At 66.2% G+C, this 26,440-nt stretch carries 30 protein-coding genes; 16 read left to right on the top strand and 14 right to left on the bottom strand.

Features of this window, described 5'->3' with window-relative positions; genetic code table 11:
* Position 1: 1 nt before the first annotated feature.
* A complete protein-coding gene (locus ACQR0Z_RS22215; RefSeq protein ID WP_008964019.1) occupies positions 2-367 on the bottom strand; it encodes a response regulator in 366 nt (121 codons plus the stop codon).
* Between the two features lie 217 nt (positions 368-584).
* Between ACQR0Z_RS22215 and ACQR0Z_RS22210 the strand changes: the two genes are divergently transcribed.
* Together ACQR0Z_RS22210 and ACQR0Z_RS22205 are read left to right on the top strand one after the other, a co-directional pair.
* Entirely contained in the window at positions 585-884 is a 300-nt protein-coding gene (locus ACQR0Z_RS22210) for a DUF3572 domain-containing protein (RefSeq protein WP_434861680.1), read from the top strand.
* The gene (locus ACQR0Z_RS22205) at positions 881-2,200 is read left to right on the top strand and encodes a DNA polymerase IV (protein WP_434920038.1); all 1,320 of its coding nucleotides are present in this window, start codon (positions 881-883) and stop codon (positions 2,198-2,200) included. The genes ACQR0Z_RS22210 and ACQR0Z_RS22205 overlap by 4 nt, the downstream gene beginning before the upstream one ends.
* Positions 2,201-2,208: 8 nt before the next feature.
* Here ACQR0Z_RS22205 and ACQR0Z_RS22200 read toward each other — a convergent pair whose 3' ends face one another.
* The gene (locus tag ACQR0Z_RS22200; protein ID WP_434861678.1) at positions 2,209-3,084 is read right to left on the bottom strand and encodes a cell envelope integrity EipB family protein; all 876 of its coding nucleotides are present in this window, start codon (positions 3,082-3,084) and stop codon (positions 2,209-2,211) included.
* 205 nt (positions 3,085-3,289) lie between these two features.
* Here ACQR0Z_RS22200 and ACQR0Z_RS22195 point away from each other — a divergent pair, with 205 nt between their 5' ends.
* The 4 genes from ACQR0Z_RS22195 (at position 3,290) to ACQR0Z_RS22180 (ending at position 6,334) form a co-directional block, all read left to right on the top strand.
* The gene (locus tag ACQR0Z_RS22195; protein WP_434861677.1) at positions 3,290-3,757 is read left to right on the top strand and encodes a RidA family protein; all 468 of its coding nucleotides are present in this window, start codon (positions 3,290-3,292) and stop codon (positions 3,755-3,757) included.
* Between the two features lie 30 nt (positions 3,758-3,787).
* Positions 3,788-4,540 (top strand): glycerophosphodiester phosphodiesterase, encoded by a 753-nt coding sequence (locus ACQR0Z_RS22190; RefSeq protein WP_434920037.1) that lies wholly within the window; start codon positions 3,788-3,790, stop codon positions 4,538-4,540.
* A 99-nt stretch (positions 4,541-4,639) separates the two neighbouring features.
* Positions 4,640-5,848 carry a GNAT family N-acetyltransferase gene (locus ACQR0Z_RS22185; RefSeq protein ID WP_434920036.1) on the top strand — a complete coding sequence of 403 codons (1,209 nt, stop codon included), beginning with the start codon at positions 4,640-4,642 and terminating at the stop codon, positions 5,846-5,848.
* 60 nt (positions 5,849-5,908) lie between these two features.
* A complete protein-coding gene (locus tag ACQR0Z_RS22180) occupies positions 5,909-6,334 on the top strand; it encodes an HIT family protein (protein ID WP_434920035.1) in 426 nt (141 codons plus the stop codon).
* Here ACQR0Z_RS22180 and nadC read toward each other — a convergent pair whose 3' ends face one another.
* The 8 genes from nadC to ACQR0Z_RS22140 all read right to left on the bottom strand — a co-directional run bounded on the left by nadC (position 6,335) and on the right by ACQR0Z_RS22140 (position 13,471).
* A complete protein-coding gene (gene nadC / locus ACQR0Z_RS22175; RefSeq protein WP_434920034.1) occupies positions 6,335-7,183 on the bottom strand; it encodes a carboxylating nicotinate-nucleotide diphosphorylase in 849 nt (282 codons plus the stop codon).
* Complete coding sequence (locus tag ACQR0Z_RS22170) at positions 7,180-8,733, bottom strand: L-aspartate oxidase (protein ID WP_434920033.1); 1,554 nt, start codon at positions 8,731-8,733, stop codon at positions 7,180-7,182. The genes nadC and ACQR0Z_RS22170 overlap by 4 nt, the downstream gene beginning before the upstream one ends.
* Entirely contained in the window at positions 8,730-9,716 is a 987-nt protein-coding gene (gene nadA / locus ACQR0Z_RS22165) for a quinolinate synthase NadA (RefSeq protein ID WP_434920032.1), read from the bottom strand. The genes ACQR0Z_RS22170 and nadA overlap by 4 nt, the downstream gene beginning before the upstream one ends.
* 68 nt (positions 9,717-9,784) lie before the next feature.
* Positions 9,785-10,741: an NUDIX hydrolase gene (locus ACQR0Z_RS22160; RefSeq protein WP_434920031.1), complete on the bottom strand. Its 957-nt coding sequence runs from the start codon at positions 10,739-10,741 to the stop codon at positions 9,785-9,787.
* A 15-nt stretch (positions 10,742-10,756) separates the two neighbouring features.
* Positions 10,757-11,233, bottom strand: coding sequence for a tRNA (N6-threonylcarbamoyladenosine(37)-N6)-methyltransferase TrmO (gene tsaA / locus ACQR0Z_RS22155; RefSeq protein WP_434920030.1), 477 nt, complete (start codon positions 11,231-11,233; stop codon positions 10,757-10,759).
* 67 nt (positions 11,234-11,300) lie between these two features.
* Positions 11,301-11,645, bottom strand: coding sequence for an AzlD domain-containing protein (locus ACQR0Z_RS22150; protein ID WP_015666316.1), 345 nt, complete (start codon positions 11,643-11,645; stop codon positions 11,301-11,303).
* Positions 11,642-12,388: an AzlC family ABC transporter permease gene (locus ACQR0Z_RS22145; protein WP_434920029.1), complete on the bottom strand. Its 747-nt coding sequence runs from the start codon at positions 12,386-12,388 to the stop codon at positions 11,642-11,644. The genes ACQR0Z_RS22150 and ACQR0Z_RS22145 overlap by 4 nt, the downstream gene beginning before the upstream one ends.
* Before the next feature lie 102 nt (positions 12,389-12,490).
* Positions 12,491-13,471 carry a lytic transglycosylase domain-containing protein gene (locus ACQR0Z_RS22140; RefSeq protein ID WP_434920028.1) on the bottom strand — a complete coding sequence of 327 codons (981 nt, stop codon included), beginning with the start codon at positions 13,469-13,471 and terminating at the stop codon, positions 12,491-12,493.
* A gap of 160 nt (positions 13,472-13,631) precedes the next feature.
* On the opposite strand from ACQR0Z_RS22140, the gene ACQR0Z_RS22135 reads away from it, so the two are divergent.
* Both ACQR0Z_RS22135 and ACQR0Z_RS22130 read left to right on the top strand, forming a co-directional pair.
* Complete coding sequence (locus ACQR0Z_RS22135; RefSeq protein WP_434920027.1) at positions 13,632-14,567, top strand: glycine reductase; 936 nt, start codon at positions 13,632-13,634, stop codon at positions 14,565-14,567.
* 113 nt (positions 14,568-14,680) lie between these two features.
* A complete protein-coding gene (locus ACQR0Z_RS22130) occupies positions 14,681-15,142 on the top strand; it encodes a PEGA domain-containing protein (RefSeq protein WP_434920026.1) in 462 nt (153 codons plus the stop codon).
* 7 nt (positions 15,143-15,149) lie between these two features.
* On the opposite strand, the gene ACQR0Z_RS22125 is transcribed toward ACQR0Z_RS22130, so the two are convergent.
* Positions 15,150-16,166 carry a carbon-nitrogen hydrolase family protein gene (locus tag ACQR0Z_RS22125; RefSeq protein ID WP_434920025.1) on the bottom strand — a complete coding sequence of 339 codons (1,017 nt, stop codon included), beginning with the start codon at positions 16,164-16,166 and terminating at the stop codon, positions 15,150-15,152.
* 192 nt (positions 16,167-16,358) lie between these two features.
* Here ACQR0Z_RS22125 and ACQR0Z_RS22120 point away from each other — a divergent pair, with 192 nt between their 5' ends.
* Complete coding sequence (locus ACQR0Z_RS22120) at positions 16,359-17,315, top strand: helix-turn-helix domain-containing protein (protein ID WP_434861663.1); 957 nt, start codon at positions 16,359-16,361, stop codon at positions 17,313-17,315.
* A 16-nt stretch (positions 17,316-17,331) separates the two neighbouring features.
* Here ACQR0Z_RS22120 and ACQR0Z_RS22115 read toward each other — a convergent pair whose 3' ends face one another.
* On the bottom strand, positions 17,332-18,216 hold the full coding sequence (locus ACQR0Z_RS22115) for a LysR substrate-binding domain-containing protein (RefSeq protein WP_434920214.1): 885 nt from the start codon (positions 18,214-18,216) through the stop codon (positions 17,332-17,334).
* Between the two features lie 94 nt (positions 18,217-18,310).
* Here ACQR0Z_RS22115 and bla point away from each other — a divergent pair, with 94 nt between their 5' ends.
* From bla to ACQR0Z_RS22080, 7 genes are all read left to right on the top strand, one after another.
* Positions 18,311-19,210, top strand: coding sequence for a class A beta-lactamase (gene bla / locus ACQR0Z_RS22110; protein WP_434920024.1), 900 nt, complete (start codon positions 18,311-18,313; stop codon positions 19,208-19,210).
* A 136-nt stretch (positions 19,211-19,346) separates the two neighbouring features.
* Positions 19,347-19,508: a hypothetical protein gene (locus ACQR0Z_RS22105; protein ID WP_434861661.1), complete on the top strand. Its 162-nt coding sequence runs from the start codon at positions 19,347-19,349 to the stop codon at positions 19,506-19,508.
* 45 nt (positions 19,509-19,553) lie between these two features.
* Positions 19,554-19,880 carry a c-type cytochrome gene (locus ACQR0Z_RS22100; RefSeq protein ID WP_434920023.1) on the top strand — a complete coding sequence of 109 codons (327 nt, stop codon included), beginning with the start codon at positions 19,554-19,556 and terminating at the stop codon, positions 19,878-19,880.
* A gap of 99 nt (positions 19,881-19,979) precedes the next feature.
* Entirely contained in the window at positions 19,980-21,404 is a 1,425-nt protein-coding gene (locus ACQR0Z_RS22095) for an MFS transporter (RefSeq protein WP_434920022.1), read from the top strand.
* Positions 21,405-21,410: 6 nt separating this feature from the next.
* A complete protein-coding gene (locus tag ACQR0Z_RS22090) occupies positions 21,411-21,668 on the top strand; it encodes a hypothetical protein (RefSeq protein ID WP_434920021.1) in 258 nt (85 codons plus the stop codon).
* A gap of 166 nt (positions 21,669-21,834) precedes the next feature.
* A complete protein-coding gene (locus tag ACQR0Z_RS22085) occupies positions 21,835-22,581 on the top strand; it encodes a sulfite exporter TauE/SafE family protein (RefSeq protein ID WP_434920213.1) in 747 nt (248 codons plus the stop codon).
* Positions 22,582-22,688: 107 nt separating this feature from the next.
* The gene (locus ACQR0Z_RS22080) at positions 22,689-22,997 is read left to right on the top strand and encodes a HigA family addiction module antitoxin (RefSeq protein WP_434920020.1); all 309 of its coding nucleotides are present in this window, start codon (positions 22,689-22,691) and stop codon (positions 22,995-22,997) included.
* A 120-nt stretch (positions 22,998-23,117) separates the two neighbouring features.
* Here the strand turns inward: ACQR0Z_RS22080 and clpA are convergent, their stop codons facing one another.
* Both clpA and clpS read right to left on the bottom strand, forming a co-directional pair.
* Positions 23,118-25,508: an ATP-dependent Clp protease ATP-binding subunit ClpA gene (gene clpA, locus ACQR0Z_RS22075; protein WP_434861657.1), complete on the bottom strand. Its 2,391-nt coding sequence runs from the start codon at positions 25,506-25,508 to the stop codon at positions 23,118-23,120.
* A 358-nt stretch (positions 25,509-25,866) separates the two neighbouring features.
* Complete coding sequence (gene clpS, locus ACQR0Z_RS22070; RefSeq protein ID WP_434861656.1) at positions 25,867-26,199, bottom strand: ATP-dependent Clp protease adapter ClpS; 333 nt, start codon at positions 26,197-26,199, stop codon at positions 25,867-25,869.
* Positions 26,200-26,440: the final 241 nt, after the last annotated feature.

The following is a 26,440-nucleotide window of genomic DNA, read 5'->3' as shown; positions in this document are numbered from 1 at the left end:
CTCAGCCGATAAAACGTCGCACGGTTTCTATGAATTTTCCGACCGAAATCGGTTTAGAAAGATAGGCTTCGCAGCCACCCTCGCGGATGCGCTCCTCGTCGCCCTTCATGGCAAAAGCTGTCACCGCGACCACGGGGATCGCGCGCAAATCGGGATCGTCCTTGATCCATTTCGTCACCTCCAGGCCGGAGACCTGTGGCAACTGGATGTCCATCAAAATCAGGTCGGGCCGGGTCCGGCGCACGATGTCGAGCGCCTCCACGCCGCTGGAGGTGCCGGACGTCTGGTAACCGTGGGCCTCCAACAGATCGCGGAAGAGCTTCATGTTGAGCTCATTGTCTTCCACGATCAGGACGGTCTTGCCCATCCGCCCCTCCGAATCACTGACACCGGCATGTCCTCCGGTGGACCTCTGTCCACCGCTACTGATCTAATTCAAACTAGCCCCAGATTCGTTCTAAGCCGTTAAGTCGGTATTCGATCTTTCCCCCGGATGGTTTCCACTTGCTTGAACCAACTCAGAAGACTCGGGCATGATGCCCGCAAAGTAGAGACGACAAGTTAATGGAAAGGCAAATGCCAAGTTGAAAAAGCGTTCTCAAAATCCGCGCGAAGTCGCTGAAATCGTTGCGGTTCAGGCCCTTTCATTCCTGGCCTCGGAACCCGAACGGATCGGCCGTTTTCTGGCCGAGACCGGGATCGGGCCCGAAACCCTGCGCTCGTCGGCGGCCGACCCGAATTTCCTGGCCAGCGTGCTCGATTTCGTGCTGCGAGACGACGAGACGGTAAAGGCTTTTGCCGAAAGCTCCAAGTTACATCCCACCAATATCATGGCCGCGCGGCAGGTATTGGGCGACCGGCAGTGGGAGCGCGACGTGCCGTGAGCACGCCTGCGCCAGAGGCAGCGTCGCGCGCGGTCTCCGGGCCGGCCTGCTTCTGCCGCGACTGTCTGTCTGACCTCGGCCCTGCCGCCCGCCGCTGCACCGCCTGCGGCTCGCCGCGCCTGGTGCGGCATCGTGCCCTGTCGGCCCTGACGCTCGCCCATATCGACTGCGACGCGTTCTATGCCACCGTCGAGAAGCGCGACAATCCGGACGTGGCGGATCGCCCCGTCATCATCGGCGGCGGCAAGCGCGGCGTGGTTTCGGCGGCCTGCTACATCGCCCGCACCTATGGCGTGCGCTCGGCGATGCCGATGTTCAAGGCGCTCGAACTCTGCCCGTCGGCGGTAGTGATCCGCCCGGACATGGCGAAATATGTCCGCGTCGGCCGCGAGGTGCGGCAGGCGATGCTGGCGCTGACGCCGCTGGTCGAGCCGCTGTCGATCGACGAGGCGTTTCTCGATCTCTCCGGCACCGAGCGCGTCCACGGCATGATCCCGGCGAAGGTGCTGGCGCGCTTCGCCCGCGAGGTCGAGCAGTCCATCGGCATCACGGTGTCGGTCGGACTGTCCTGCAACAAGTTCCTCGCCAAGATCGCCTCCGACCTCGACAAGCCCCGCGGCTTCGCCGCGCTCGACCAGGACGAGGCCGTGACGATGCTGGCGGAGAAGCCGGTCGGCTTCATCTTCGGCGTCGGTCCCGCCACGCAGCAGCGCCTCGCCAACCACGGCTTCCGGGTCATCGCCGACCTGCAGCGCGCCGACGAGATCGACCTGATGAAGCAGTTCGGCGGCGAGGGTCGCCGGCTATGGCGACTGGCGCGCGGCCTCGACAACCGCAAGGTGGTGGCCGACCGCGGCGCCAAGACGATCTCGAACGAGACCACCTTCGACAGCGACATCCGTGACTACGCGACCTTGGAGAAGGTGCTGTGGCGCCTGTCGGAGAAGGTGTCCGCGCGGCTGAAGGCGAGTCAGCTCGCCGGCTCGACCATCACGCTCAAGCTGAAGACATCAGACTTTCGCCAGCGCACCCGCTCACAGTCGATCGCCGCGCCGACCCAGCTCGCCGGCAGGATCTTCGCCATCTGCAAGGAGATGCTGGCGCGCGAGACCGACGGCACGGCGTTCCGCCTGATGGGCGCCGGTGTCAGCGCGCTGTGCCCGGGCTCGGAGGCGTCCGACACCGACATGCTCGACCGCCGCTCGGCGTCAGCCGAGCGCGCGATGGATGCCTTGCGCAAGAAGTTCGGCCAGACCGCGGTCATCCGCGGCATTGCCTATGATGGGCCGGAGGAGACCGCAGAGGAGACGGAATGAGGCCCGCCTCAGTTGCTGCAGGGCTTGGTATCCTTAGAGTCCTTGGCGTCCTTCGCGTCCTTGACGTCGAACTTGCCAAGCGCGCCGGAAATGACGAAGTCGTTGTAGTCCAGCACGAGCGCGCGCGAGACGCCGTTCTCGTACAGCTCGAACGACATGGCATAGACCGGCGTCTGCTCGCCCTCGGTACGCTTGGCGTCGCGGTCATAATAGCTGACGGTGACCGGCCAGCGCGTCAGCGTCTTCATCTCGCTGTTGTCGGTCGAGGCATCGGGTTTGGCCGCCGCCTTGTCGCCGGGCACGGCCGCGCCGATCACGGTCAGCGTGTTGTAGACCTTCTCGCCATTGTCGGAGCCGTCATAGACCGACAGCTCGAGCAGCGACTTGCCCTCGCGCGCGGCGGCGATGATGCGCTGGATCTGCTCGGTCGGAAACACGGTAGAGCCGTCGAGCGTGAAGGTCTTTGCTTCCGGCTGCTTGAGCTTGACCGTGATGTGATCTCCGGTGCGCTCGGCCATGCCGTCGACGGGGCTCGACGCCTGGTCGTTCATCCGCGAGTCGATCTTGAAGCGATAGCTCTTGCCGGCGCCATCCTCCCAGGCGGTCGAGCGCAGGTCGCTCAGGGTGACCTTGCCTTCGCCGAGGTCGAGCTCGGAGACCTGACGGAATTCCGACGTGTAGCCCGTGCAGGCATTGCCCGTGAAATTGTAGAGGATGCGTCCGCGGGCGCTGTTGACCGGGCTCGATCCACGCGACTTCACCAGGCTCAGATCATACAGCGCCTGATGCGGCAGGAACGGCACCGCCGCCCCGGCCTGGGCCGGACCGAGTGTAACCGCCGCGATCGCCAGCGCGCCCATCGACAGTCGAAACGAATGAGCCATGAGTTTTCCTCGGGGGACGTATCGTTGAACCGTCACATTAAAGACCGCCGCAATACGTCGCAACTGCGGCTGGCTCACGGAAACGTGCGAAAGCGGCACCAAGTTAACGACGGCCCGGGCTGCTTGCATGTCACTGGCAACTGCGCCAAACAGGGCCGCGGTCCGGCACGGGACCGGCGCTCACGCGACAGAATGGGGATTTGAGATGGCGGGTACGGTTGAACAGACTCTGGCGGCACAAGGCATCACATTGCCGGCGCCGAAAGCTCCGGTGGCCAATTATGTCCCGTTCGTACGCACCGGCAACCTGCTGTTCGTCTCCGGCCAGGTCTGCCTCGGCGGTGACGGCAAGCTGATCGCAGCCGGCAAGCTCGGCGCCGGCGTGTCGCTCGAGGATGGCTATGCGGCGGCCAAGGGCTGCGGCGTCAATTTGCTGGCGCAGGTGAAGGCGGCCGTTGGCGATCTCGACAAGGTCGTGCGCGTCGTCCGGCTCGGCGGCTTTGTCAACTCGGCCCCCGACTTCGTCGATGGGCCGAAGGTCCTCAACGGCGCCTCCGACCTGATGGTCGCCGCCTTCGGTGACAAGGGCCGCCATGCCCGCACCACGGTCGGCGTCTCGTCGCTGCCGTCGGATGCGGCGGTCGAGGTCGAAGGCGTGTTCGAGATCGCGTGAGATTGAACTGAAAGACAATGGACGGGGCGAATGCGCGCACCTGACTGGCTGACGGCCCGCCCCGTCGCCCACCGCGGCCTGCACGATGCAAGCCGGGGCATCATCGAGAACATGCCGGCCGCCGCCCGCGGCGCGGTCGCCGGCAATTTCGCCATCGAATGCGACATTCAGTTGTCGGCCGATGGCGAGGCGATGGTGCATCACGACTACGAGCTCGGCCGCCTGACCGAAGGCTCCGGCTACCTGATCGAGAAGACCGCCGCCGAGCTGAAGGCTGTCAGATTCAAGCAGACCGACGAGCGCATGATGACGCTCAAGGACCTCTGTGACCTGATCGGCGGGCGCGTCCCGCTGGTGGTCGAGGTCAAGAGCACGTTCCAGGGCGATCGCCGTCTGGTCCGGCGCATGGCCGAGGTGCTGTCGGCCTATTCCGGCCCGGTCGTCGGCATGTCGTTCGATCCGAACCAGGTGCTGGCGCTGCGCGAGACCTTGCCGAGCCTGACGCGCGGCATCGTCGCCCAGCGTACCTATCAGGACGGCTATTGGGCCAAGCTCACCCGGGAGCAGCGCGACAGCATGCTGCATCTCAAGCACGGCATGAGCACGCAGCCGCACTTCGTGGCCTATTGGGTCGAGCAGTTGCCGGCTCCTGCTCCCTGGATCGCGCGCAACGTGTTCGGCTGTCCGCTGCTGACCTGGACGGTCCGCACGCCGGCGCAGCGCGCCACCGCCGCCCGGTATGCGGATCAGATGATCTTCGAAGGGTTTACGCCGGAGACGTGACGTCGGTCTTGAAGTCGGTGCTGCGATGCACGATCTTGAGCAGAGCAATCCGGACGTCTCCGACGAGCGTTCCTTGCCAGACGCTTTTTCAAGGGTTCGATGGCAGCACCTGAGATCACGCTCGAAGCCGTTCCCGGGATCGGCGAGATCCCGGCCGAAGCCTGGGACGCCTGCGCCAATCCGGCCGGCCGCCTGCCGCCCGGCTCATCCGGCGCCTGCGGCCCCTCGTACAACCCGTTTGTCTCCCACGCCTTTTTGTCGGCCTGCGAAGCCTCCGGCTCGGCGACGATCCGCACCGGCTGGGCACCGCGGCATCTGGTGGCGAAGCTCGGCGACGAGGTCCTCGGTGTCGTGCCGTGCTATCTGAAATCGCATTCGCAGGGCGAATATGTCTTCGACCGCGGCTGGGCCGATGCCTATGAGCGTGCCGGCGGCCGCTACTACCCAAAGCTCCAGGTCTCCGTGCCCTTTACGCCTGCGACCGGGCCACGGCTCTTGATCCGTCCCGACCAGGACCGGGACGTGATCGGCAACGCGCTCGCACAAGGATTGAAGGCGCTGTGCGGGATCAGCGAGGCCTCCTCGGTCCACGTCACGTTTGCACGCCAAGCCGAGTGGGAGCTGCTCGCCGCGCAGGGCTTCCTGCAGCGCACCGACCAGCAGTTCCACTGGCATAACCAGGGTTTCTCCACCTTCGACGATTTCCTGGCGACGATGAACTCGCGCCACCGCAAATCGATCAAGCGCGAGCGGCGCGATGCGCTGGCCGCGGGGATCACCATCCATTGGCTGACCGGCAAGGACATCACCGAGGACGCCTGGGACGCGTTCTTCGACTTCTACATGGACACAGGCTCGCGCAAATGGGGCCGGCCGTATCTCAACCGCAAGTTCTTCTCGCTGATCGGCGAGAGCATGGCCCAAGACGTGCTGCTGGTGATGGCCAAGCGCGAGGGACGCTGGATCGCCGGCGCGATCAACTTCATCGGCTCGGACACCTTGTTCGGCCGCAACTGGGGGGCCATCGAGCACCACCCGTTCCTGCATTTCGAAGTCTGCTACTACCAGGCCATCGACTTCGCGATCCAGCACAAGCTCGCCGTGGTCGAGGCCGGCGCGCAAGGCGAGCACAAGATCGTGCGCGGCTACCTGCCGCAGACCACCTACTCCGCGCATTACATCGCCGACCGCGGCCTGCGCCGAGCCATCGACGACTATCTCAAGCGCGAGCGCGCCTATGTCGAGCAGGCCGGCCGCGAGCTTGCCGAATCCGGCCCGTTCCGCAAAGGCATGGACGAGCAATCTTGACCGGCGGCATGGGGCAATGAGAGTAAGGCGCATAACGAGGAACCGCTGAAGGACCTGCCGATGACCGCCTACGATCCGCAAAACCCGTTCGCAAAGATCCTGCGCGGCGAATTCCCCTGCGTGAAGGTCTACGAGAACGACCACGTGCTGGCCTTCCTCGACATCATGCCGCGCGTCCCGGGCCATACGCTGGTGATCCCGAAGGCGGCGGCCCGCAACATCCTTGATATCACCGAGGAAGACTACCTCCACGTCGGCCGTGCCGTGCGCACCATCGCCCGTGCCGCCAAGACCGCGTTCGCCGCCGAAGGCATCACCGTGCAGCAGTTCAACGAGCATGCCGGCGGCCAGATGGTGTTTCACCTCCATGTCCACATCATGCCGCGCCACAATGGCGACAGCCTGCTGCCGCCCGCGAGCCATAAGGAGGACCCGAAGGTGCTGGAGGAGAACGCCGCGAAGCTGATCGCGGCGCTCAAGGGCTGATCAGGCGTCGTCGAGGCCGATATCGAGCGCGGCCGATGAATGCGTGATCCAGCCGACCGAGATCAGGTCGACACCCGCTGCCGCGATCGCCGGCGCGGTGTCGACATTGATCCGGCCCGAGGCCTCGGTGATCGCCTTGCCGCGCGCCATGCCGACCGCGCGATCGAGCTCCGCCGGCGTCATGTTGTCGAGCAGCACCGCGTCGACGCCGAGCGCCAGCGCCTCCTCGAGTTGCGCGAGGTTGTCGACCTCCACCTCGATCTTCACGAGATGGCCGGCATGAGCCTTCGCCCTCGTGATCGCCGCCTCGATGCCGCCGGCAATGGCGATGTGGTTGTCCTTGATCAGCACGGCATCATCGAGCCCGAACCGGTGGTTGCCGCCGCCGCCGGCGCGCACGGCATATTTCTCCAGCGCGCGCAGCCCCGGCGTCGTCTTGCGCGTGCAAACGATCTGCGCCCCCGTCCCCTTCACCGCCGCGACAAGCGAAGCGGTCGCGGAAGCGACACCGCTGAGATGGCAGAGGAAGTTGAGCGCAACGCGCTCGCCGGTCAGCAGCGCCCGCGCCGGGCCGCTGATGGTGGCGATGACGTCACCCGGCGCGACGGCACTGCCGTCGCCGCGGATGATCTCCATGCGGACCTCGGGCGAGACGGTCTGGAACGCGCAACGCGCAACGTCGAGCCCCGCGATCACGCCTTGCTGGCGCGCCCGCAGCTTCAGGGAGGCGCGCTGCTCGGCGGGCACGATCGCGTCAGTGGTGATGTCCCCGGCGCGGCCGAGATCCTCCAGCAGCGCCATGCGGACCAGCGGCTCATAGAGCAAGGGCGAGAGTGGATTGAGGGTCATGCGACGACGCTCCTGAGAGAGGGACGCTTCGTCTCGGCGATTTCCCGCGCGGCGGCGACCGCCGAGGACCAAGTGAGGCGGGACGTTTGCGCGAGGGGCTGCATGTCAGGACAGTCCGTACGGCAGTGCCCTCCGCGGCTCTCCTCCCGCGCGAGGGCCGCAACCGACATCATCAGGCCGACCAGGGCAGGATCGGCCGCAGCCTCTGCTCCCAGCGCCAGCGGGAGCAGGCTCCGGATCCCGACTGTCATCCGATCACGGTCGCGCAACACGCCGAGCGTATCGGACAGCAATGGACGTACGGCTGCGGGATCGGAGGCAACAGGGATTGCTGCGGCCTCTCCGGGCTTGGCCGCGCGTGGCGGCGAGCCAGCCACGCTCTTGGCCACCCATTGCGCGCAGACGATGGCTTCCATCAGCGAGTTGCTGGCAAGGCGGTTCGCGCCGTGCAGGCCGGTGCGGCCGGCCTCGCCGCAGGCCCAGAGACCATCGACGGTGCTGCGCCCCATCGCGTCCACGGCGATGCCGCCCATATGGTAGTGCACGGCCGGCCGCACCGGGATCGGATCGACGGCCGGATCAATCCCGGCCATGCGGCAGAACGCGGTGATGACGGGATAGCGCGCGGCGAACGCCGCGCCTGGCTTCTCCCGCGCATCGAGGAACGTCCGGTGACCCGCCGCGCGATGACGCCACACTGCGCGCGCCACCACGTCACGCGGCGCGAGCTCGGCGCCGGGCTCGGCGGCCATGAAACGTGTGCCGGTCTCGTCGATCAGCACCGCGCCATCGCCCCGGATCGCCTCGGTCAACAGCGGCAGCGGCCGCGACGGTCCGTCGAAGGCCGTGGGATGAAACTGCACGAATTCGAGGTCGGACAGCACCGCCCCTGCCCGCGCCGCCAGCGCCAGCCCCTGACCAAAACAGCCGGAGGGATTGGTGCTGTCGAGGAACAGCCCGCCGATGCCGCCGGTCGCGATGACGACGCGCGTCGTGGCGAGCACGAGCGGCTCGTCACCGCGCACCGCGAGCACGCCCTGGATCGCATTGTCCGCGACGATCAGCCGGCGCGCCTCGACGCCTTCCAGCAGCGTCACCGAGGGACATCGCCGGACAGCCGCGATCAGCGCGCGCATGATCTCGCGCCCGGTGCCGTCGCCGGTGGCGTGGACGATCCGGTTGCGGCTGTGCGCGGCTTCCAGGCCCAGGCGCCAGCGGCCGTCGGCCTCGCGGTCGAACGCGACGCCGAGTTGCGCGAGGCGATCGACCGCCGCCGGCGCCGCGTCGATGATGCGGCGCGCCGAGGCCTCATCGCACAGGCCCGCGCCGGCAGCGATCGTATCCGCCAGATGCAGCGCCGGAGCATCATCGTCGCCGACAGCGGCGGCGAGGCCGCCCTGCGCCCACATGCTCGACGCCTCCGCGCCGAGCGGCGATTTCGACAGCAGCACGACCGGCTCCGGCGCGAGTTGCAGCGCGGTCATCAGGCCGGCAGCACCGCCGCCGATGATCACAGGACGACCGACAAGGTCAGCAAGATCGACACTCATAGCGCCAGCATCCTTTCCACCGAACGCCGCGCGCGCTCGGCCATCCCTGGATCGATCGTCACCTCATGCGTGTTGGTCTCGAGCGCATGACGGATGTTCTTCAACGTGATCCGCTTCATGTGCGGGCACAGATTGCAGGGCCGGATGAACTCGATGTCCGGATACGAGACCGCGACGTTGTCGCTCATCGAGCATTCCGTCAGCAGCACCACCCGCGCCGGCCGCTTGATACCGACATAGTCGGACATCGCCGCGGTCGAGCCGGCGAAGTCGGCTTCCGCCACCACCTCCGGCGGACATTCCGGATGCGCGAGCACGGTCACCCCGGGATGATTGTCGCGCAGCGTGCGAACATCCTCGGCGCTGAATCGCTCATGTACCTCGCAATGGCCCTTCCAGGCCGTGATCCTCGCCTTGGTCTGCGCGGCCACGTTGCGGGCGAGATACTCGTCGGGCAGCATGATCACGTGATCCGTGCCGAGCGACTCCACGACCGCAAGTGCATTGCCCGAGGTGCAGCAGATATCGGACTCCGCCTTCACCGCGACCGACGTGTTGACATAGGCGACCACCGGCACGCCAGGATGGCGCGCGCGCATCAGTCGGACATCGTCGGCGGTGATGGATTCGGCGAGCGAGCAGCCGGCATCGAGGTCCGGAATCAGCACCGTCTTGCCGGGATTGAGCAGCTTCGCCGTCTCCGCCATGAAGTGCACGCCGGCGAGCACGATCACCTCGGCGTCGACCTTGGTCGCCTCGCGCGCCAGCAGCAGGCTGTCGCCGACGATGTCGGCGACGCCGTGGAAGATCTCGGGTGTCTGATAGTTGTGCGCGAGCACCACGGCGTTGCGCCGTTGCTTGAGCGCCAAGATGGCTTCGACATCCTCTTCGAAGACGGCCCATTCGGGTGGAGGGATCACACGCCGCAGGCGGTCAGGGAAAGGCGACTGCGGCGCGATCGCGGGCAGAACAAGCTCGGCCATTTATACTCTCCATGAGCATAAGATGGCTTATACTTATCCTGAGCATAAGTCGTGTCAAGGGCTGGAGATCACGAGCGCGAGAGCGGGAGCTTGGTTCCGACCACCGCGCGTTCGGCGAGCACGCCCTGGCGGAAGCGAAACAGCTTGGCCGGCCGGCCGATCGTGTCGGCCGCCATTGCCCCTGTTTCTTCAACGAGTTCCTGCTGCTCGATGAGGCGGCGGAAGTTCTGTTTGTGCACCAGCCGTCCGGCCAGCGCCTCGACGCTGCGTTGCAATTGCAGCAGCGTGAATTCGTCAGGCATCAGCTCGAACACGACGGGACGATATTTGATCTTGGCGCGCAGCCGGGCGATGCCGGTGGCGAGAATGCGGCGGTGATCGCCCGTCATCGCGCGGCCGGGCACGGCTGCTTCGCCGCCCTGCTCGCGCACGCTTTCCGGGATCAGCGCCGCCTCGTACAGCAGCTCGTAGCGCTGCAGTGCCAGCTCTTCATTCCACTCGCGGCCGTCGAGGCCGAAGGTGATCGCGGCCCGCCGCCATCGCGTCTTCTGCAGCGCCGGCTCGTCGGCGGACCGCGCCCACGCCTTCAGCTTCGGCCCGATGATCTTCGACAAAATGGCAGGATCACCGTCGCGATGATCCTCCCAGGGGAAGTACTCGTACCAGGACGACCATTGCGCATCGACGCCCTCACGCCCCTCCTCCTCTCGCGTGAGTCCGAGATAGCTGATGGAGATGCGGTGCGGCGCCTCCGGATCCCCCGAGCGGCCACGATCGGCGAATGTGTAGAGCTGCTCGACATAGCCGAGGGGATGGCCGGTCTGCGCCTCGACCCATGCGCGCAGGCCCATCTGCAGCGAGCGGTGCGCGAACTGGAACGGCCCGCTCGGCAACGCCGACGCGTGCTCGATCGTCATGATCCGGGGATCGCCGTCGGTCACCGCGACCAGCACGGCGACGAGATCCGCAGTGATCGCATCCAGCGCAGTCACGGTCTTCTGCGGCCGCTTGTTCACGTTCGCCATCGGGGATCGCTGGTCCTATTTGTCCTCGCCTGCCCCAGGCGTGAACACGCAATGATCCGGCTTGAGGTCAATCAGGGGCGTCTCGTCGAGACAGTCGAGGCCACGCACCAGCACGGTACTCCCCTCGAGCGCGACGAAGCGGACGGTCGAGACGCCGATCGGATTGGGTCGCACCGGCGAACGCAGCGCGAAGGTGCCGCGCGTCTCGCCATCATGATGGCGCGGGCTCTGCTTGACGAGGTCGCGGCGCGCGCGGTTGAGCCAGTACAGCACCTGGAGATGGCTGAAGCCGTCGATGCCCTGCAGCGCCGGCACCCAGGGCTCGAAGATCTCGAGCCGGCACACGGGGCCCTCGAAGCTGCCCTGGCGCGGCGTCTCCAGCCGCGAGGTCCAGGGCGTGCGGATGCGGCCGATGAAATACAGCGAAGCGTCTCGCGGCAGCGGCGCGTCGACGGCGACTTCGCCCGGGCGCAGATCGGTATCTGTGGTCATTCCGGAATCCTCAGGTCTCCCGGCAATCTAGCCGAAGCCGGCGGCGCCGCAATTGCGGCCGCGCAATTCAGCCGAGCCACCATTTGCCGGCCAGCATGACAGCCTCGCCGCAGACGACGCCGGCGAAGATCGAGCGGCGCGTGGCCAGGAATGCCGCGAGGCCGGCGACGACCGCGCCGTAGCGCAGGCCCCAGGGCACGCTCGCCAGCGCGCCCGGCGGCTGCACCAGGATCTGGGCGATGACGCCGGCCAGGATCGCGGTCGCCACCGCCTTGACCCACATCAGCAGGTCCGAGCCCTCGTCGAGGCCGCTGCCGAACCACAGGCCGAGCAGGCGCCAGATCTGGTTCGGGATCACGCCCGCCACCAGCAGCACCACCAGCGCGTGCCAGTCGCCGATGAAGTCGCTCATGCCGCCTCCCGCCGCTCACGCCATTTGTGGACGGCGAAGGCGAGCGTCCCGGCGACCACGCCGCTGACTAGGATGTCGACGCCGCTGTTGAGCCGCGCGGCCAGCGGATAGAGCACGAGACCGAGGCCCAGCGCCAGCACGTCGGCGAGTTCCTTGGCGTTGCGCAAGGTGGAGAACAGAAAGGCCAGCGGCGTCAGCAGAAGCACCGCCGCGCCGAAGGTCTGCGACAGGTTGGCCGCGAGCAGATAGCCGATGACGGTCGCGACCAGCGCGACGCCCATCAGCCCCGAGCCGAGGCCATGCACGAAGGCGATGCGGCGCTCGCGCGGCACATGCGGCAGGAAGCGATAGCATTCGACCCACAAGGTGACCGCGGTGAAATGCGCGATCAGCACCAAATGCCGCCGCTTGGTGTCGGGCGAGCGGATCAGCGGCAGCACCGCGACCACCATGGGAAACAGCCGGATCGCGCTCATGGTGACCGCGATCGCCGACTGCAGGATGGTCTGGCCGGAGCCGAGCGTGGAGACCAGGATGATCTGCGCCGGCCCGGCCCACACCAGCACGGTGCTCAGGATCGCCCAGAGCATGCTGAAATGGGTGTCGTGGGCGAGCGCGCCGATGCCGATGAAGGTGACGAACAGCACCACCGACAGGATGGTCGCCGACGTCGCGCGCAGGCCCCAGCCGAAGGCCTTCAGCGAACCATGCCATTGCGGCGAATCGAGCGGAGGAAGTGTCACGGGCGGCCCAGTGGAACGGAGCGCGATAAGGCTGGCGAAAACGCCTCGCGTCAACCGCCACTGCACGCGCGCGGCTCTGCACGCGGCGCAAGCCGCCTGCCCTCAAGCGCGGTTGCGCAGCACGAAACAGGCGCCGCCGGCGCCGCGGATACGGTTGCAGAGCGCATCCGCCTCGGCACGCGTGTCGGCGCCGATCCGCACCTGGTAGAAGGCGCGGTTGCCGCGCGTGCGCATCACCGAGGACAGCAGGCTGGGATCGCGATCGCCGATCACCGAGCCGAGCCCCTTGATCGCCCGCGCATACATCGCCAATGCCCTGTTGCGATCGAAGCCGGCCGCGAGCTGCACGCCCCAGGATTTCGCAGCCGCCACCGCAACATGCTGCTCGAGCTGGGTCACGAACGGGTTGGGCGCGCGCTTCAGCAGCGCCATCAACTGATGGCACGAGGTCGGCCGCGCGCTCGGCGGCGTCTTGCCGCCCTTGCCGGCCGCGGCCCAATCGTCGATCGACGAGCCGGTGATGGCGGAGACGTAGTTGCGGGTCTCCCACGGGATCTGTCCCTTGCCGCCGAGCCAATCCTGCACCCGGCGCGGGCCGGCATTGTAGGCGGCGGCTGCGAGGCCGAGATTGCCGAACTGAGTGCGCAGCTCAGCGAGAAACTCCGCCGATTTCGGCAGCGCCTGCACCGGGTCGAACGGATCGAGCAGTTGCCGCTCGCTGGCCGTGCCCGGCATGAACTGCGCGATGCCCTGGGCGCGCTTGCCGCTCCGCGTGACGGGCCCGACCGCATCGGTCTGAAAGCGGCTCTCCTGCCAGATCACGCGGGCGAAGAACTCGAGCGGCAGATCGTTGGCCTTGGCGGCGGATTCGATCATCAGGCAGATCGCCTCGCGGGTGCCGCTCTCCTTCGGCTCGGCGGTCTTTTCGGCAGCGTCCTTGGAATCGCTTGCTGCCGGGGGCGCACCGTCCACCAGCGGCCAGACGGTCTCGCCCTCATTGGCCGCAACGGCAGAGATCGTCGCGACAAGGAGACAGACAACCACGCTCAGAGACTGAAAGGCGGCCGACAACGAAATGGGCATGGACACAATGAAAAATGGCCGGCCAGCTGCCGGCGAACCCCAACGCGGAGAGACAAAGCCTCAGAGGCGATCCGGTTCCAAGAGGCCGCGAGGGCGCGGCGCCTTGACACACGGGCCCACGCCGCTAGCAAATCGATCATGGCTTCATGGAGCGCCCCCGATGACCGCCCCGACTGACGACAAGCTCGGCTTTGCGCCCGATGACGCCGCGCCGCTGGCCTACATGGCCCGCACGCGCGACTATTATCTCGCGATCGGCTACGATACGCCCTATCGCTGGGCCCACTACACCTCGGCGCCATTCCAGCCCTTGCGCAAGCCGCTGGCAGACTCGCGAGTCACCATCATCACCACGGCCTCGCCATTCGACCCGGCCAAGGGCGATCAAGGTCCGGGAGCGCCCTATAACGGAAGCGCGAAGTTCTATTCGGTCTATGACGGCGACACGTCGGCGCAACACGATCTTCGCATCTCGCACATCGCCTATGACCGTGCGCATACGTCGGCGGAGGATTCCGGCACATGGTTTCCGCTGCCGCAACTGATACGGCTCGCAGGCGAGGGACGCATCGGCGCCGTCGGGCCACGCTTCTTCGGCGCGCCGACCAATCGCAGCCAGCGCGTGACGATCGAGACCGACGCGCCCGACATTCTCGCACGCTGCCGCGCCGACGCCGTCGACGCCGTCGTGCTGGTGCCGAACTGCCCGGTGTGCCACCAGACCGTGACCCTGGTCGCGCGGCATCTCGAAGCCAACGGCATCGCCACCATCGTGATGGGCTGCGCGAAGGACATCGTCGAGCATGCGGCCGCGCCGCGCTTCCTGTTCTCGGATTTTCCGCTCGGCAATTCCGCCGGCAAGCCGCACGACCCGGCGTCGCAAGCCTTCACGCTCGAACTCGCGTTGCGTGTTCTCGAGGGTTCACCAGCCGCACGGACGACCGTGCAATCGCCGCTGCAATGGAGCGACGATCACAGCTGGAAGCGCGACTACAGCAACCCCGCCATGCTCGCCCCGGACGAACTCGCGCGGCGGCGTGCCGAGTTCGACGCGCAGAAGGCGATCGCGCGCGGGATCCGGGAAAAGCAGGCGTGAAAGACACACCTGCGCCGGACTCAGCGGCATTTTCCTTCGGAAAAAGCTGATTGCGCTTGCTCTCCCGTCCCAGTTGAGCTTGAGTTCCGCCGAGTTCAAGGGGGCACTACCAAATGAGAGTTGTAGCGTTGGTGGCGCTGTGCGCCGCCCTGGGTGGTTGCGCGTCCGTCACGCGCGGCACGACCGAAACGATCAGCGTGGCCTCGACGCCGTCAGGGGCGGAGGCGACGATCTCCGGTCTCGAGGCGCCGATGACCTGCACGACCCCGTGCTCGTTCGTCGCCAAGCGCAATGCGGATATCTCCGTCACCGTCGAAAAGCCGGGCTATGAGACCCAGATCATTCCGCTGACGAAGGACATTCCTGCGGCCGGCGCCGCCGGCTTTGCCGGCAACATCATCGCCGGCGGCCTGATCGGCATGGGCGTGGACGCTGCGACTGGCGCGGCGACCGACCACAAGCCCAATCCGGTGATCGTCACCCTGCAGCCGAAAATGGCGGCCCCCGTGGCGCGAGCCCAACGGCCGCCGCGCCGGTCGGCGCCGCCGCCGGCACATCCGGAGGCCGGGACCTAGCGCGCCGTCAGCCGGCGGCAGCCTGAGCCTCGCCGGGCGCTACCGCATCGACGGGCAGTGCGAACGCCTCGACGCGATTGAGCGGTTTCTTATTGAGCAGCAGCCGCGTGACGTCGGGGCGCGAATAGTGCCCGGCCGGGTCGGCGGCGTTCTTAGCGATGCCGATCATGCCGAGGTCGATTTCGGCGATCAGCAATCCCTCCTGCTCCGGCGGCAGCTTCTCGACGAGCATGCTGCCGTCCGGGCCAAAGATCGCGGCATGGCCGCCGCCGACATGCAGCAGCGCGTGCTTGTCGGGCCGGTCGCAGAGTTCGTCGATCATCGCCTGAGAGACCGTCGCACAGGGCGCCAGCACGAAGCAGGAGCCTTCGACGGCATAGACGCGCGAGGCGGCGTTGTTGACCTCGGCGCCGAGCGCCGGCGCAAACGGATCGTACAGCGAGAAGCTCGGCCAGGACGCGACGTGCACCTGCTCGTTCTGCGAGTACATCGCGTATTTCGACAGCGGCTGCAGGTGCTCCCAGCAGCACAGCGCGCCGATCCGGCCGATATCCGCACGGTCATGCACGGCGAGATCGCTGCCGTCGCCCTCGCCGTAGACGGTGCGCTCGGCATGGGTCGGCCGCAGCTTGCGGCGCTTGGCGATGGTTTCGCCATCCGGGCCGATCAGCCATTGCGCGATGTAGAGGCTGCCGCCATCGCGCTCGGACAGGCCGAGCACGGCCGTCAGCTTCGCCTTGCGCACGGCGGCGCGCAGTGCGTCCGCCTGCGGGCTGTCATAGGCCAGCGAATTGTCGAAATAGCGCTGCACGAAGCCGCGGCCGATACACCAGGCCGGCGAATCCATCCAGATGTGCCAGGGATAGCCGGGGATGAACACCTCCGGAAACGCGATCAGCCTGGCGCCCTTGTCGGCGGCCTCCTCGATCAGCGCAATCGTCTTCTTGATCGAACCGTCCAGGTCGAGCCAGGCAGGCGCCGCCTGCACCACCGCGACCTTGTACTTCGGATGTGCCAGTCCCATTGCGTGAACTCCCCTGCTGCCGGATCGGCGGCGCGCGGCGCCGCATTGGCCTGCAGTATTGACCTCGGCCCGTAATCGCGCTCGTCTTGGACGGAACGAAAACTCGACTGCGGCCGTGAGGAAGAGCCCTCCGGCCCGGATTTTGCTGAATTCCGACGATCCACGCGAATGGCTGCGGAGGGAGACGGAGCGATGCCGGTCTTGTTCACCACGGAAGGAAGCCCGGGCCACCGCCGGCTGGCGCTGTGGCAGGATATCGTCTGCGACGTCTATGTCGGTCTCGACTGCACGTCCGATCTCGGCAGCGCGTTTCGCGGTGCGGTGACGCACACGACCTTGGGCCGGGCCGTCTGCTCCGAGGTCGCCTCGGACCAGCAGCGCGTGCGCCGGACAACGCAGCGCATCGCGCGTGCCGATGCCGACTACGTGCTGGTCGCGCTCGGACGCGAGGGCACCGGCGGCGTCACCCAGGACGGCCGCGACACGGTGATCCGGCCCGGCGAGTTCGCGATCTACGACACGACGCGGCCCTATGAGCTGCAGTTCGACGCGGCCTTCCGGCAGACCGTGTTCAAGCTGCCGCGCGAGATGCTGCAGCGCAGGATCGGCGCGACCGAGGCAGTCACGGCGATCACCTTCGGCAGCGACAGCCCGCTGCAGCCGCTCGCCTATGACTTCATTATCAAGCTGTGCGAGCGCGCCGATCACATCGGCGTCGAGCATGCCGAGCACCTCGCGGATCAGGCCGCCGACCTGCTTGCGATGACTCTGACCGAGCGGCTCAGCACGCAGCCCTTGCCGTCGTCCAGCCATCGCGCGGCCCTGCTCTACCGTATCAAGGCACATATCCGGACGCGGCTGTCGGATTCGGATCTGTCGCTGCAGGCGATCGCGCGCGAACTCGGCCTGTCGGCGCGCTACGTCAATGACCTGTTCTCCGACGAGCAGCTCTCGTTTCAACGCTTCGTTCTGGCCGAGCGCCTCAAGCACTGCCGGCGTGACCTCGGCTCGCCGTCGCTGGTGCATCGTCAGATCGGCGAGATCGCGTTTTCCTGGGGCTTCAACGATCTCTCGCATTTCGGCCGCGTATTCCGCGAGCAGTTCGGCCTGACGCCGAGCGAGTGGCGGCGCAGCGCCGTGAAGCGCTGAGCGCCCACGCCCGCGATCAGGCCGGCGTACCGGCGCGCAAGGCATCGATGATCCAGTCACGGAACGCGCGCATGCCGGACGTCGGCTCCTTGGACTTCAACCAGGTCAGCCAATAGGACCCGGCGGCGACCTCGGCTGCAAACGGCCGGACCAGCCGACCGGTCTGAAGCTCGCGCTCGAACATGGCGATGGGGACCAGTCCGACGCCGACGCCGCGCGCGGCCGCCTCGGCCATCGCGACGGAGCTGTCGAAGATCGGCCCCTGGATCATCGGGCACGGAGCACCCGCGACCGCGAACCAGAGCGGCCACTCCTCGGCGCGGTAGGACCGCAGCAGATTTTCACGCGCGAGATCCGACGGCGCGCGCAGACGGCTCGCGGCGTCGGGATGACAGACGGGCGACAGCGGCGCGGACATCAGATGGAGAGCTTCGGTGCCATGCCAGGAGCCGTCGCCGAAGCGAAGCGCGATGTCGAGCCCGTCGCCAGCGATATCGATGCGGTTGTTGTTGGTGAGCAGGCGCAGGTCGATATAGGGGTGCATCTCGCGAAAGCCGTCGAGACGTTGCAACAGCCATCCGGTGGCGAAGGTGCCGACGCAACCGACAGTCACGACCTCGCGGGCTCCCTTCGTCTCGATGCGATCGATCGCGCCGCTGATGCGACTGAACGCGTCGTTGAGCACTGGAAACAGAGCAAGCGCTTCGTCGGTCAGCGTGAGGCCGCGCGGCAGCCGCCTGAACAGGTTGGAGCCCAGCATCTGCTCGAGCTGTTTCACCTGGTGACTGATCGCGGTCTGCGTGACCCTGAGTTCCAAGCCCGCCTTGGTGAAGCTCAGATGCCGCGCGGACGCTTCGAAGGCGCGAAGAGCGTTCAACGGGAGATGGTTGCGGATGGGCATGATGGCCAAGTTCTGCTCATGGCTCGACGCATAAATGATCGTTTGTCAGTCGTCACCCCGTTCGGCAGGTTCGCGCCGTCACGGGAGAATGAACATGCTGACGCGACGTCATCTCGGTCTTGGACTGCTTGGGATCGCGGCTTCGGCGAGCTGGCTGCGATCGCCAGCGGCCAACGCGGCGGACCACCGAAGAGCGCGCCTGGAACAGGAACTCGCCCGCATCGAACGCGAGAGTCTCGGACGGCTCGGCGTCGCCGTGCTCGACTCCCAGACCGGGTTCGAGGCGGGCCTGCGTCCGGCCGAGCGCTTTCCGATGTGCAGCACGTTCAAATGCCTGGCCTCCGCAGCGGTTCTGAAGCGCGTCGACGCCGGCGACTTGCAGCTCGACACGCGCATTGCGTTCGAGGCGAAGGATCTCGTGACCTATTCGCCGGTGACGAAGGAGCATGTCGGCCGCGGCATGACCCTCGCCGAACTCTGCGAAGCTGCGCTCACGCAGAGCGACAACACCGCGGGAAATCTGCTGTTGCGGCAGATCGGCGGTCCCTCGGGACTGACAGGTTTCGTCCGATCGATCGGCGACGAGGTCACCCGTCTGGACCGCTGGGAACTCGAGCTCAACGAGGCGAAGGCCGACGATCCCCGCGACACGACCAGTCCGGCCGCCATACTGCAGAACCTGCGCCGCCTGCTGCTCGGCGACGTCCTGTCGACGACCATGCGCGAGAGGCTGACGGGCTGGATGCTCGCCAACAAGACTGGCGACACCCGATTGCGGGCCGGTGTGCCACGTGACTGGCGCACCGCCGACAAGACCGGCTCTGGCGAGCGCGGCACGGCCAACGACATCGGCGTTTTCTGGCCACCAGGCCGCAAGCCGGTTCTGGTCACGGCCTATCTGACCGGCTCGCAAGCCTCGCCGGAGGAGCGCAACGCCACGATCGCGAAGGTCGCGCGCGCGGTCGCGGACGTCGTGCTCGGACAGGCGGGTTAGTTCGGGCACCGTGCTTCCGTTCAGCCTCGAGGGCTCGGCCCACGCGATGTTCGTCATGGCGGGGCACCGACCGGGCGGGCTAAAGTGGCACCGGCCCACATCATCGAAATGCGGGGCCGCTGCCGGGACCGATCCGATGCGCCGCTTTGCCATGAAGGCCCTGTTCTCCCTGCTGACCTTGCAGCGCGACGAGGAGACCGAGCTGCGCTGGGACCGGATCGTCCTGATCGGCTCGACCCTGGTGACGATCGGGCTCGTGGCCCTGTATGCCTATGGCAAGGCCGAGGGCCGCTGGTAGCCCTGGGCGCACGTCCAAGCGAGACACGCGTTTATGAGACGACGAATGGGATCCGCCTGCCTGCTGCTGCTGGCGCTGGCATCCACCGCCAGCCATGCGCTGGACAGCGAGCAGAAGCGTGGAAAAGCGCTCTTGCAAAGCCTTTGCAGCCGATGCCATGCGATAGGTCCCACCGGCGCCAGCCCGCACCCGGACGCGCCCCCGTTCAGGACCTTCGGTGACAGCAAGCTCTACGACGAGGATTTTGCTCAGCGGCTGCAAAACGGCCTCTCCACCATCCATAAGGACATGCCGAGCTTCCAGTTCGACCGGCCTGACGCGGAAGCCGTGGTCAATTATCTCAAGGCCATTCAGGTCCGTTCCAGGCGCTGACGCCTCGGTCCCGCCTGAGCGCATGGAACGCGGATTGTGCGGTGCGGTTGCCCGTGCCCGTCCCTCATCCGCGGCCCGGCTGCGGCGGGAACCTGCGCAATGAACTCTACGACCACGATGGTGCATGCCGACGGCCTGCCGCTGCCGCAGCGGACCTGGGCGATCGTCACGATCGCGCTCGGGATCGTGCTGGCGGTGGTCGACGGCGCCATCGCCAATGTCGCGCTGCCGACCATCGCCCGGGATCTCAACGCCAGCCCGGCGTTCTCGATCTGGATCGTCAACGGCTATCAGCTCGCGGTGACGATCTCGCTGCTGCCGCTGGCCTCGCTCGGCGAGATCATCGGCTATCGCCGGGTCTATCTCGCAGGTCTCGTGCTGTTCACCGCCGCGTCGGCGTTCTGCGCGCTGTCCGACAGCCTGCTGCTGCTGACGCTCGCGCGCATCCTGCAGGGCTTCGGCGCCGCCGGCATTCTCAGCGTCAACTCGGCGCTGGTGCGCTTCACCTATCCGCAGGCGCTGCTCGGCCGCGGCATCGGCGTCAACGCGATGGTGGTCGCGGTGTCCGCCGCGGTGGGACCGACGATCGCGGCCGGCATCCTCGCCGTCGGCAGCTGGCCCTGGCTGTTCGCGATCAACGTGCCGCTCGGCATCGTCACCTTCGTGTTCGGCTTCCGCTTCCTGCCGCATACGCCGCGCGCGCCGCACATGTTCGACTGGCAGAGCGCGGCGCTGAGCGCCGTCACCTTCGGTTTCCTCATCGCCGCGGTCGACAGCCTCGGCCATGGCGAGGCGCTGGTGACCTGCGCGATCGAGTTCGTCGTCGCCGTGATCGCCGGCATCTGGCTGGTCTATCGCCAGACCCATATGGCCTCGCCGCTGCTGCCGCTCGACCTCCTGCGCATCCCCGTGTTCGCACTGTCGATCGCGACCTCGATCTCGTCGTTCTGCGGCCAGATGCTCGCCTTCGTCGCGATCCCGTTCTATCTCGAAAGCCATTTCGGCTATTCGCCGGTGCAGATGGGCCTCCTGATCACGCCCTGGCCGATCGCGGTCGGCCTGACCGCGCCGATCGCCGGACGGCTGGTGGAGCGCGTGCCGGCCGGTCTGCTCGGCGGCATCGGCCTGGTCATCTTCGCAGCCGGACTCCTCACGCTCGGCCTGCTGCCGCAACAGCCGTCATCCTGGGACGTCGTCTGGCGCATGGCGCTGGCGGGCTGCGGCTTCGGCCTGTTCCAGACGCCGAACAACCGCACAATGATCGCCGCCGCGCCACGCGAACGCGCCGGCGGCGCCAGCGGCATGCTCGGCACCGCGCGGCTGCTCGGTCAGACCACCGGTGCGGCGCTGGTCGCGATGTTCCTGGCGCTCGATCCCTCCGGCGGAACGCGGCTGTCGCTCCTGACCGGCGTCGGCTTCGCGCTGGTCGGCGCGTTCCTGAGCATGCTCCGGCTGTCGCCGGCTGGCGCGCGCGGTGCCGAGCATGTCCGCGTTCATGATGGCCAGCGGCTGAAGGGCGAGTAGCGGCAGATGAGTGAAGTGTTCATTCGGGACGATGAGTCACTGAATCTAGCCGAATTCGCTCTGTCGATTTTCAGTCGCCTGAATGTGAGGTTCGTGGAGATTCGCGAGAGTTCGTTCTACGTGGAGAACACATACATCGTTGGTGAGGCACTGGGCATCACCGTCAAGTTGGCGTTGACCGACTATGCGGAGTTCAGCGACTATCGATACTGGCTTACCCTCAGTGCTCCGCATGGCCTGTGCGAGCCTCGACGGCCTTGCTGAGTTGGTCGCGGGCGCATTGGCACTGGAGGGACTGGAGACGGCCCGTTCGCTCGGGCTACGAAACGGTGATCCGAAGAGGGTTTACAGGAGGGAAGTCCGAAGCGACGGCCCGGGCTATGTTTTACGAACGACGGAAGCATAACCTGTGTGGACGACCAACTTCACGATGCTGTCCCTGCTTGCGCTCGCTGCCTTCGGCTCGGGGATCGTCAATGCGCTCGCGGGCGGCGGCGCCTTCTTGACCTTCCCCACCCTGTTGGCCGCCGGCATTCCGGCGATCGACGCCAACGCCTCGAGCACGGTCGCGCTCTGTCCCGGGCAGTTCGTCAGCGCCTTCGCCTCGCGTGACATCCTGAGAGACACCGAGGCGTCGTGGCGCCGCGACCTGGTGCGGCTGTCGATCATCAGCCTGGTCGGCGGTACGCTCGGAGCCGTGCTGCTGCTCGTCACGCCGTCGGCGGCCTTCAGCCGGCTCGTGCCGTGGCTCCTCCTGTTCGCCACCGTCGTGTTCGCCTTCGGCATGCGCTTCACGCCGAAGGACGGCAAGCCCTGGCTGGGGCCGCTGACCATCCAGGCCGTGCAGTTCGTGATCGCAATCTATGGCGGCTATTTCGGCGGCGGCATCGGCATCCTGATGCTGGCCGCGCTGGTGTTCTATGGCATGCGCGACATCCGCGCGATGAACGGCTTGAAGATCTGGCTGGCCGCGCTGATGAACATCATGGCCTCGATCATCTTCGCCTTCTCCGGCCGCGTGCATTGGCTGGAGACGCTGACCATGATGTGCACGGGCATGCTCGGCGGCTTCGTCGGCGCCCGCCTCGGCCAGATCATCCCGCCAGCTTACGTGCGCCGCTTCATCATCGCGGTCGGCTGCGGGCTGACGGTGTACTTCTTCATCAAGCCGGCCTGAGCGCGAGATCCTCGTCGACCACCTGCTTGACCCCTTATCGGGTGCATTCCACAGTCCGTCACATGAACCCGCAGAGATACGGGTGCAGTCTCCCAGCGAGCCCATCCATGCTGATGACGAAATGCAAGCCAGCGACAGTAGCCGAGATCCTGGTCGAGGAGTTCATGCAGCCGCTCGGGCTGACGCAGACCGCGCTGGCGGCAGCGATGGGTGTGCAGCGCAAGCACGTCAACGAACTCTGCAACGGCAAGCGGAACGTCACCGCCGCCACCGCCCTCATCCTCGCCCGCGTGTTCGGCAACAGCGCAGAGTTTTGGCTCAACGTCCAGCGCCGCACCGATCTGTGGAACGCCCTGCATTCGCCACGTGAACGCAAGCGTATCGACCGCGCGAAGCCGCTCAATTCAGCGGCGTGAGCGAGACAGACGAGGCCTGAGCAGAAGAGGCCTGAAGAAAAGGCCCACTGAAGAAAACAGACCCAAATAGAAAAGGCCGGCGCGAAGCCGGCCTTTTCATTCATTGACTTGGTCCGGCCATCACGCCTTGACCAGCGGTCCCTTCGGCGCCGGGCCCTTCGGGCCGCTGCCGCCGGACTTCGGCTTGCGCTTGCGCGCCGCCGGCACTTCCGACTTCGGCGAGACCGGGCCGTCGACGAACTCGAAGCCGATCTTCTCGTCCACCCCCGACTCGTCCTTGACCAGGACGACGCGGACGTGGCCGCCGCTCTTCAGCTTGCCGAACAGCACCTCGTCGGCCAGCGGCTTCTTGATGTGCTCCTGGATCACGCGGCCCATCGGGCGCGCGCCCATCTGCTCGTCATAGCCGTGCTGGATCAGCCAGGCCTTCGCCGGTTCCGACAGCTCGATCGTGACGTCGCGGTCGGCCAATTGGGCCTCCAGCTGCAGCACGAACTTCTCGACGACCATGCCGATCACGTCGACCGAGAGATGGCCGAACGAGACGATCGCATCCAGGCGGTTGCGGAATTCCGGCGCGAACTGCCGGTTGATCGCCTCGTGGTCGTCGCCTTCCCGCTTCGAACGGTGGAAGCCGAACGCCTGCTTGGCGAGGTCCGCCGCGCCCGCATTCGTCGTCATGATCAGGATGACGTTGCGGAAGTTGACCTGCTTGCCGTTGTGGTCGGTGAGCCGGCCGTGGTCCATGATCTGCAGCAGCACATTGTACAGATCCGGATGCGCCTTCTCGATTTCGTCCAGCAGCACCACGCAATGCGGATGCTGGTCGACGCCATCGGTCAGGAGGCCGCCCTGGTCGAAGCCGACATAGCCGGGAGGCGCGCCGATCAGGCGCGACACGGTATGCCGCTCCATGTACTCCGACATGTCGAAGCGCAGGAGCTCGACGCCCAAGGTCGCCGCGAGCTGCTTGGCCACCTCGGTCTTGCCGACGCCGGTCGGACCCGAGAACAGGTAGCAGCCGATCGGCTTTTCCGGCTCGCGCAGGCCGGCCCGCGCCAGCTTGATCGAGGCCGACAGCGAATCGATCGCCTTGTCCTGGCCGAACACCACCCGCTTCAGGGTCTGCTCGATGTTCTTCAGCACCTCCGCGTCGTCCTTCGACACGCTCTTCGGCGGGATCCGCGCCATCGTGGCGATCGTGGTCTCGATCTCCTTGATGCCGATCGTCTTCTTGCGCTTGTTCTCGGCGAGCAGCATCTGCGCCGCGCCGGACTCGTCGATCACGTCGATCGCCTTGTCCGGCAGCTTGCGGTCGTGGATGTAGCGCGACGACAGCTGCACCGCGGCCTCGATGGCCTCGTTGGTGTACTTCAGGCGGTGATAGTCCTCGAAGTAAGGCTTGAGGCCCTTCAGGATCGCGATCGCATCTTCGACCGACGGCTCGTTGACGTCGATCTTCTGGAACCGGCGTACCAAAGCGCGGTCCTTCTCGAAGTGCTGGCGATATTCCTTGTAGGTGGTCGAGCCCATGCAGCGGATCGAGCCCGAGGCCAGCGCCGGCTTCAAGAGGTTCGAGGCATCCATCGCCCCGCCCGACGTCGCGCCCGCACCGATCACGGTGTGGATCTCGTCGATGAACAGGATCGCGTTCGGATGCGCTTCGAGCTCCTTCAGCACCTGCTTGAGGCGCTCCTCGAAGTCGCCACGATAGCGCGTGCCGGCGAGCAAGGTGCCCATGTCCAGCGAGAACACGGTCGCCGCCGACAGCACCTCGGGAACCTCGCTGTCGACGATGCGCTTGGCGAGACCTTCGGCAATCGCGGTCTTGCCGACGCCGGCTTCGCCGACGAACAGCGGGTTGTTCTTCTGCCGGCGACACAGCACCTGGATCGCGCGGTTGATCTCGGAGTTACGGCCGATGACCGGATCGATCTTGCCGTCGCGGGCCTTCTTGTTGAGATTGACGCAATAGGTTTCCAGCGCCTCGCCCTTTTTCTTGGAGTCCTCGTTGCCCTTGGTCTCCGTCTCCTCGTCGACGCCGCGAACCGGGCGCGCTTCGGAAACACCAGGGCGCTTGGCGATGCCGTGGCTGATGTAGTTCACGGCGTCGTAGCGCGTCATGTCCTGCTCTTGCAGGAAGTAGGCGGCGTGGCTCTCGCGCTCGGCGAAGATCGCGATCAGCACGTTGGCGCCGGTCACCTCTTCGCGGCCCGAGGACTGAACGTGAATCACCGCGCGCTGGATCACGCGCTGGAAACCTGCGGTCGGCTTGGCGTCGTCGCTGCCGTCCGTGACCAGATTTTCGAACTCGGTTTCGAGATAATTGACGAGACTGCCGCGCAGCTTGTCGAGGTCGACGCTGCACGCGCGCATCACGGCCGCTGCATCGCTGTCATCGATCAAGGACAAGAGGAGATGTTCCAATGTCGCGTATTGATGATGACGCTCGTTGGCAATCGCCAGCGCACGATGCAGGGATTGTTCAAGGCTTTGAGAAAAAGTCGGCATGCGCGTCCTCTGTGGCCCCTTGCCATCATGATCGCCGCCGCCCGGTCAGGCAACAACAACCTTTGTCAAATATAGTTATAACCGAGTGCGACAAAAGACCGGCCGAGCGTCTCGATTACGGGTTCACCGGATCGTCAATGCAAAACCCGTTCCGATTGAGGCGAACCCAGCCTCGACAACCGACGGGAAGAGCCGTTCTGAGTCCCCAAAGAGACGGGACCGGATCGGCCGTAATTCTGCGGACGAAGCACTCTCCGGGCACGCCGAAGATGCGGCAATTGCCCTCACGCTCCATCAGCCGACGCGCGTCCGATCATCGGCTGTGCGATCATCGCGGCCCCCGGATCGGGAGACGCGGCTACTTCTTCTCCATCACACACTGCAGCGGGTGCTGGTGCTTGCGGGCGAAGTCCATCACCTGCGTCACCTTGGTCTCGGCGATCTCGTAGGTGAAGACACCGCACTCGCCGATGCCGTGATGGTGCACGTGAAGCATGATCTTGGTCGCGGCCTCGACGTCCTTGTTGAAGAATTTCTCCAGGACGTGAACCACGAACTCCATCGGCGTGTAATCGTCGTTGAGGATCAGGACCCGATAGAGATTGGGACGCTTGGTCTTCGGCTTGACCTTGGTGATCACCGAGGTGACGGGGCCACCCGGACCACCCGATTTATTGTCGTTATTGCTCATCCTGGGCGCGGATCGGTTCAATCTGGAAGTTGGCTGCGACATCTTGCACGCGTTAGATATGGCGACGAGGACACCAATAAAGAGTTTCCCTGGAGAGGGTGTCTCAATAAGGGCTGCCCCGTCCTGTCCCCGGCCGGGCCGCTTCCGCCACCCGGTCCTGCTTTCCAGATCGCCTGTCCCAGCCGACCGGTCCGGTCGGACCGACACCAGGAATATGGGTCAGTGACGGGTCTGCCGCAAG

Source organism: Bradyrhizobium sp. HKCCYLS3077 (genome assembly GCF_051167555.1).
Classification (GTDB): domain Bacteria; phylum Pseudomonadota; class Alphaproteobacteria; order Rhizobiales; family Xanthobacteraceae; genus Bradyrhizobium.
This window is presented reverse-complemented; position numbering and strand designations above follow the sequence as displayed.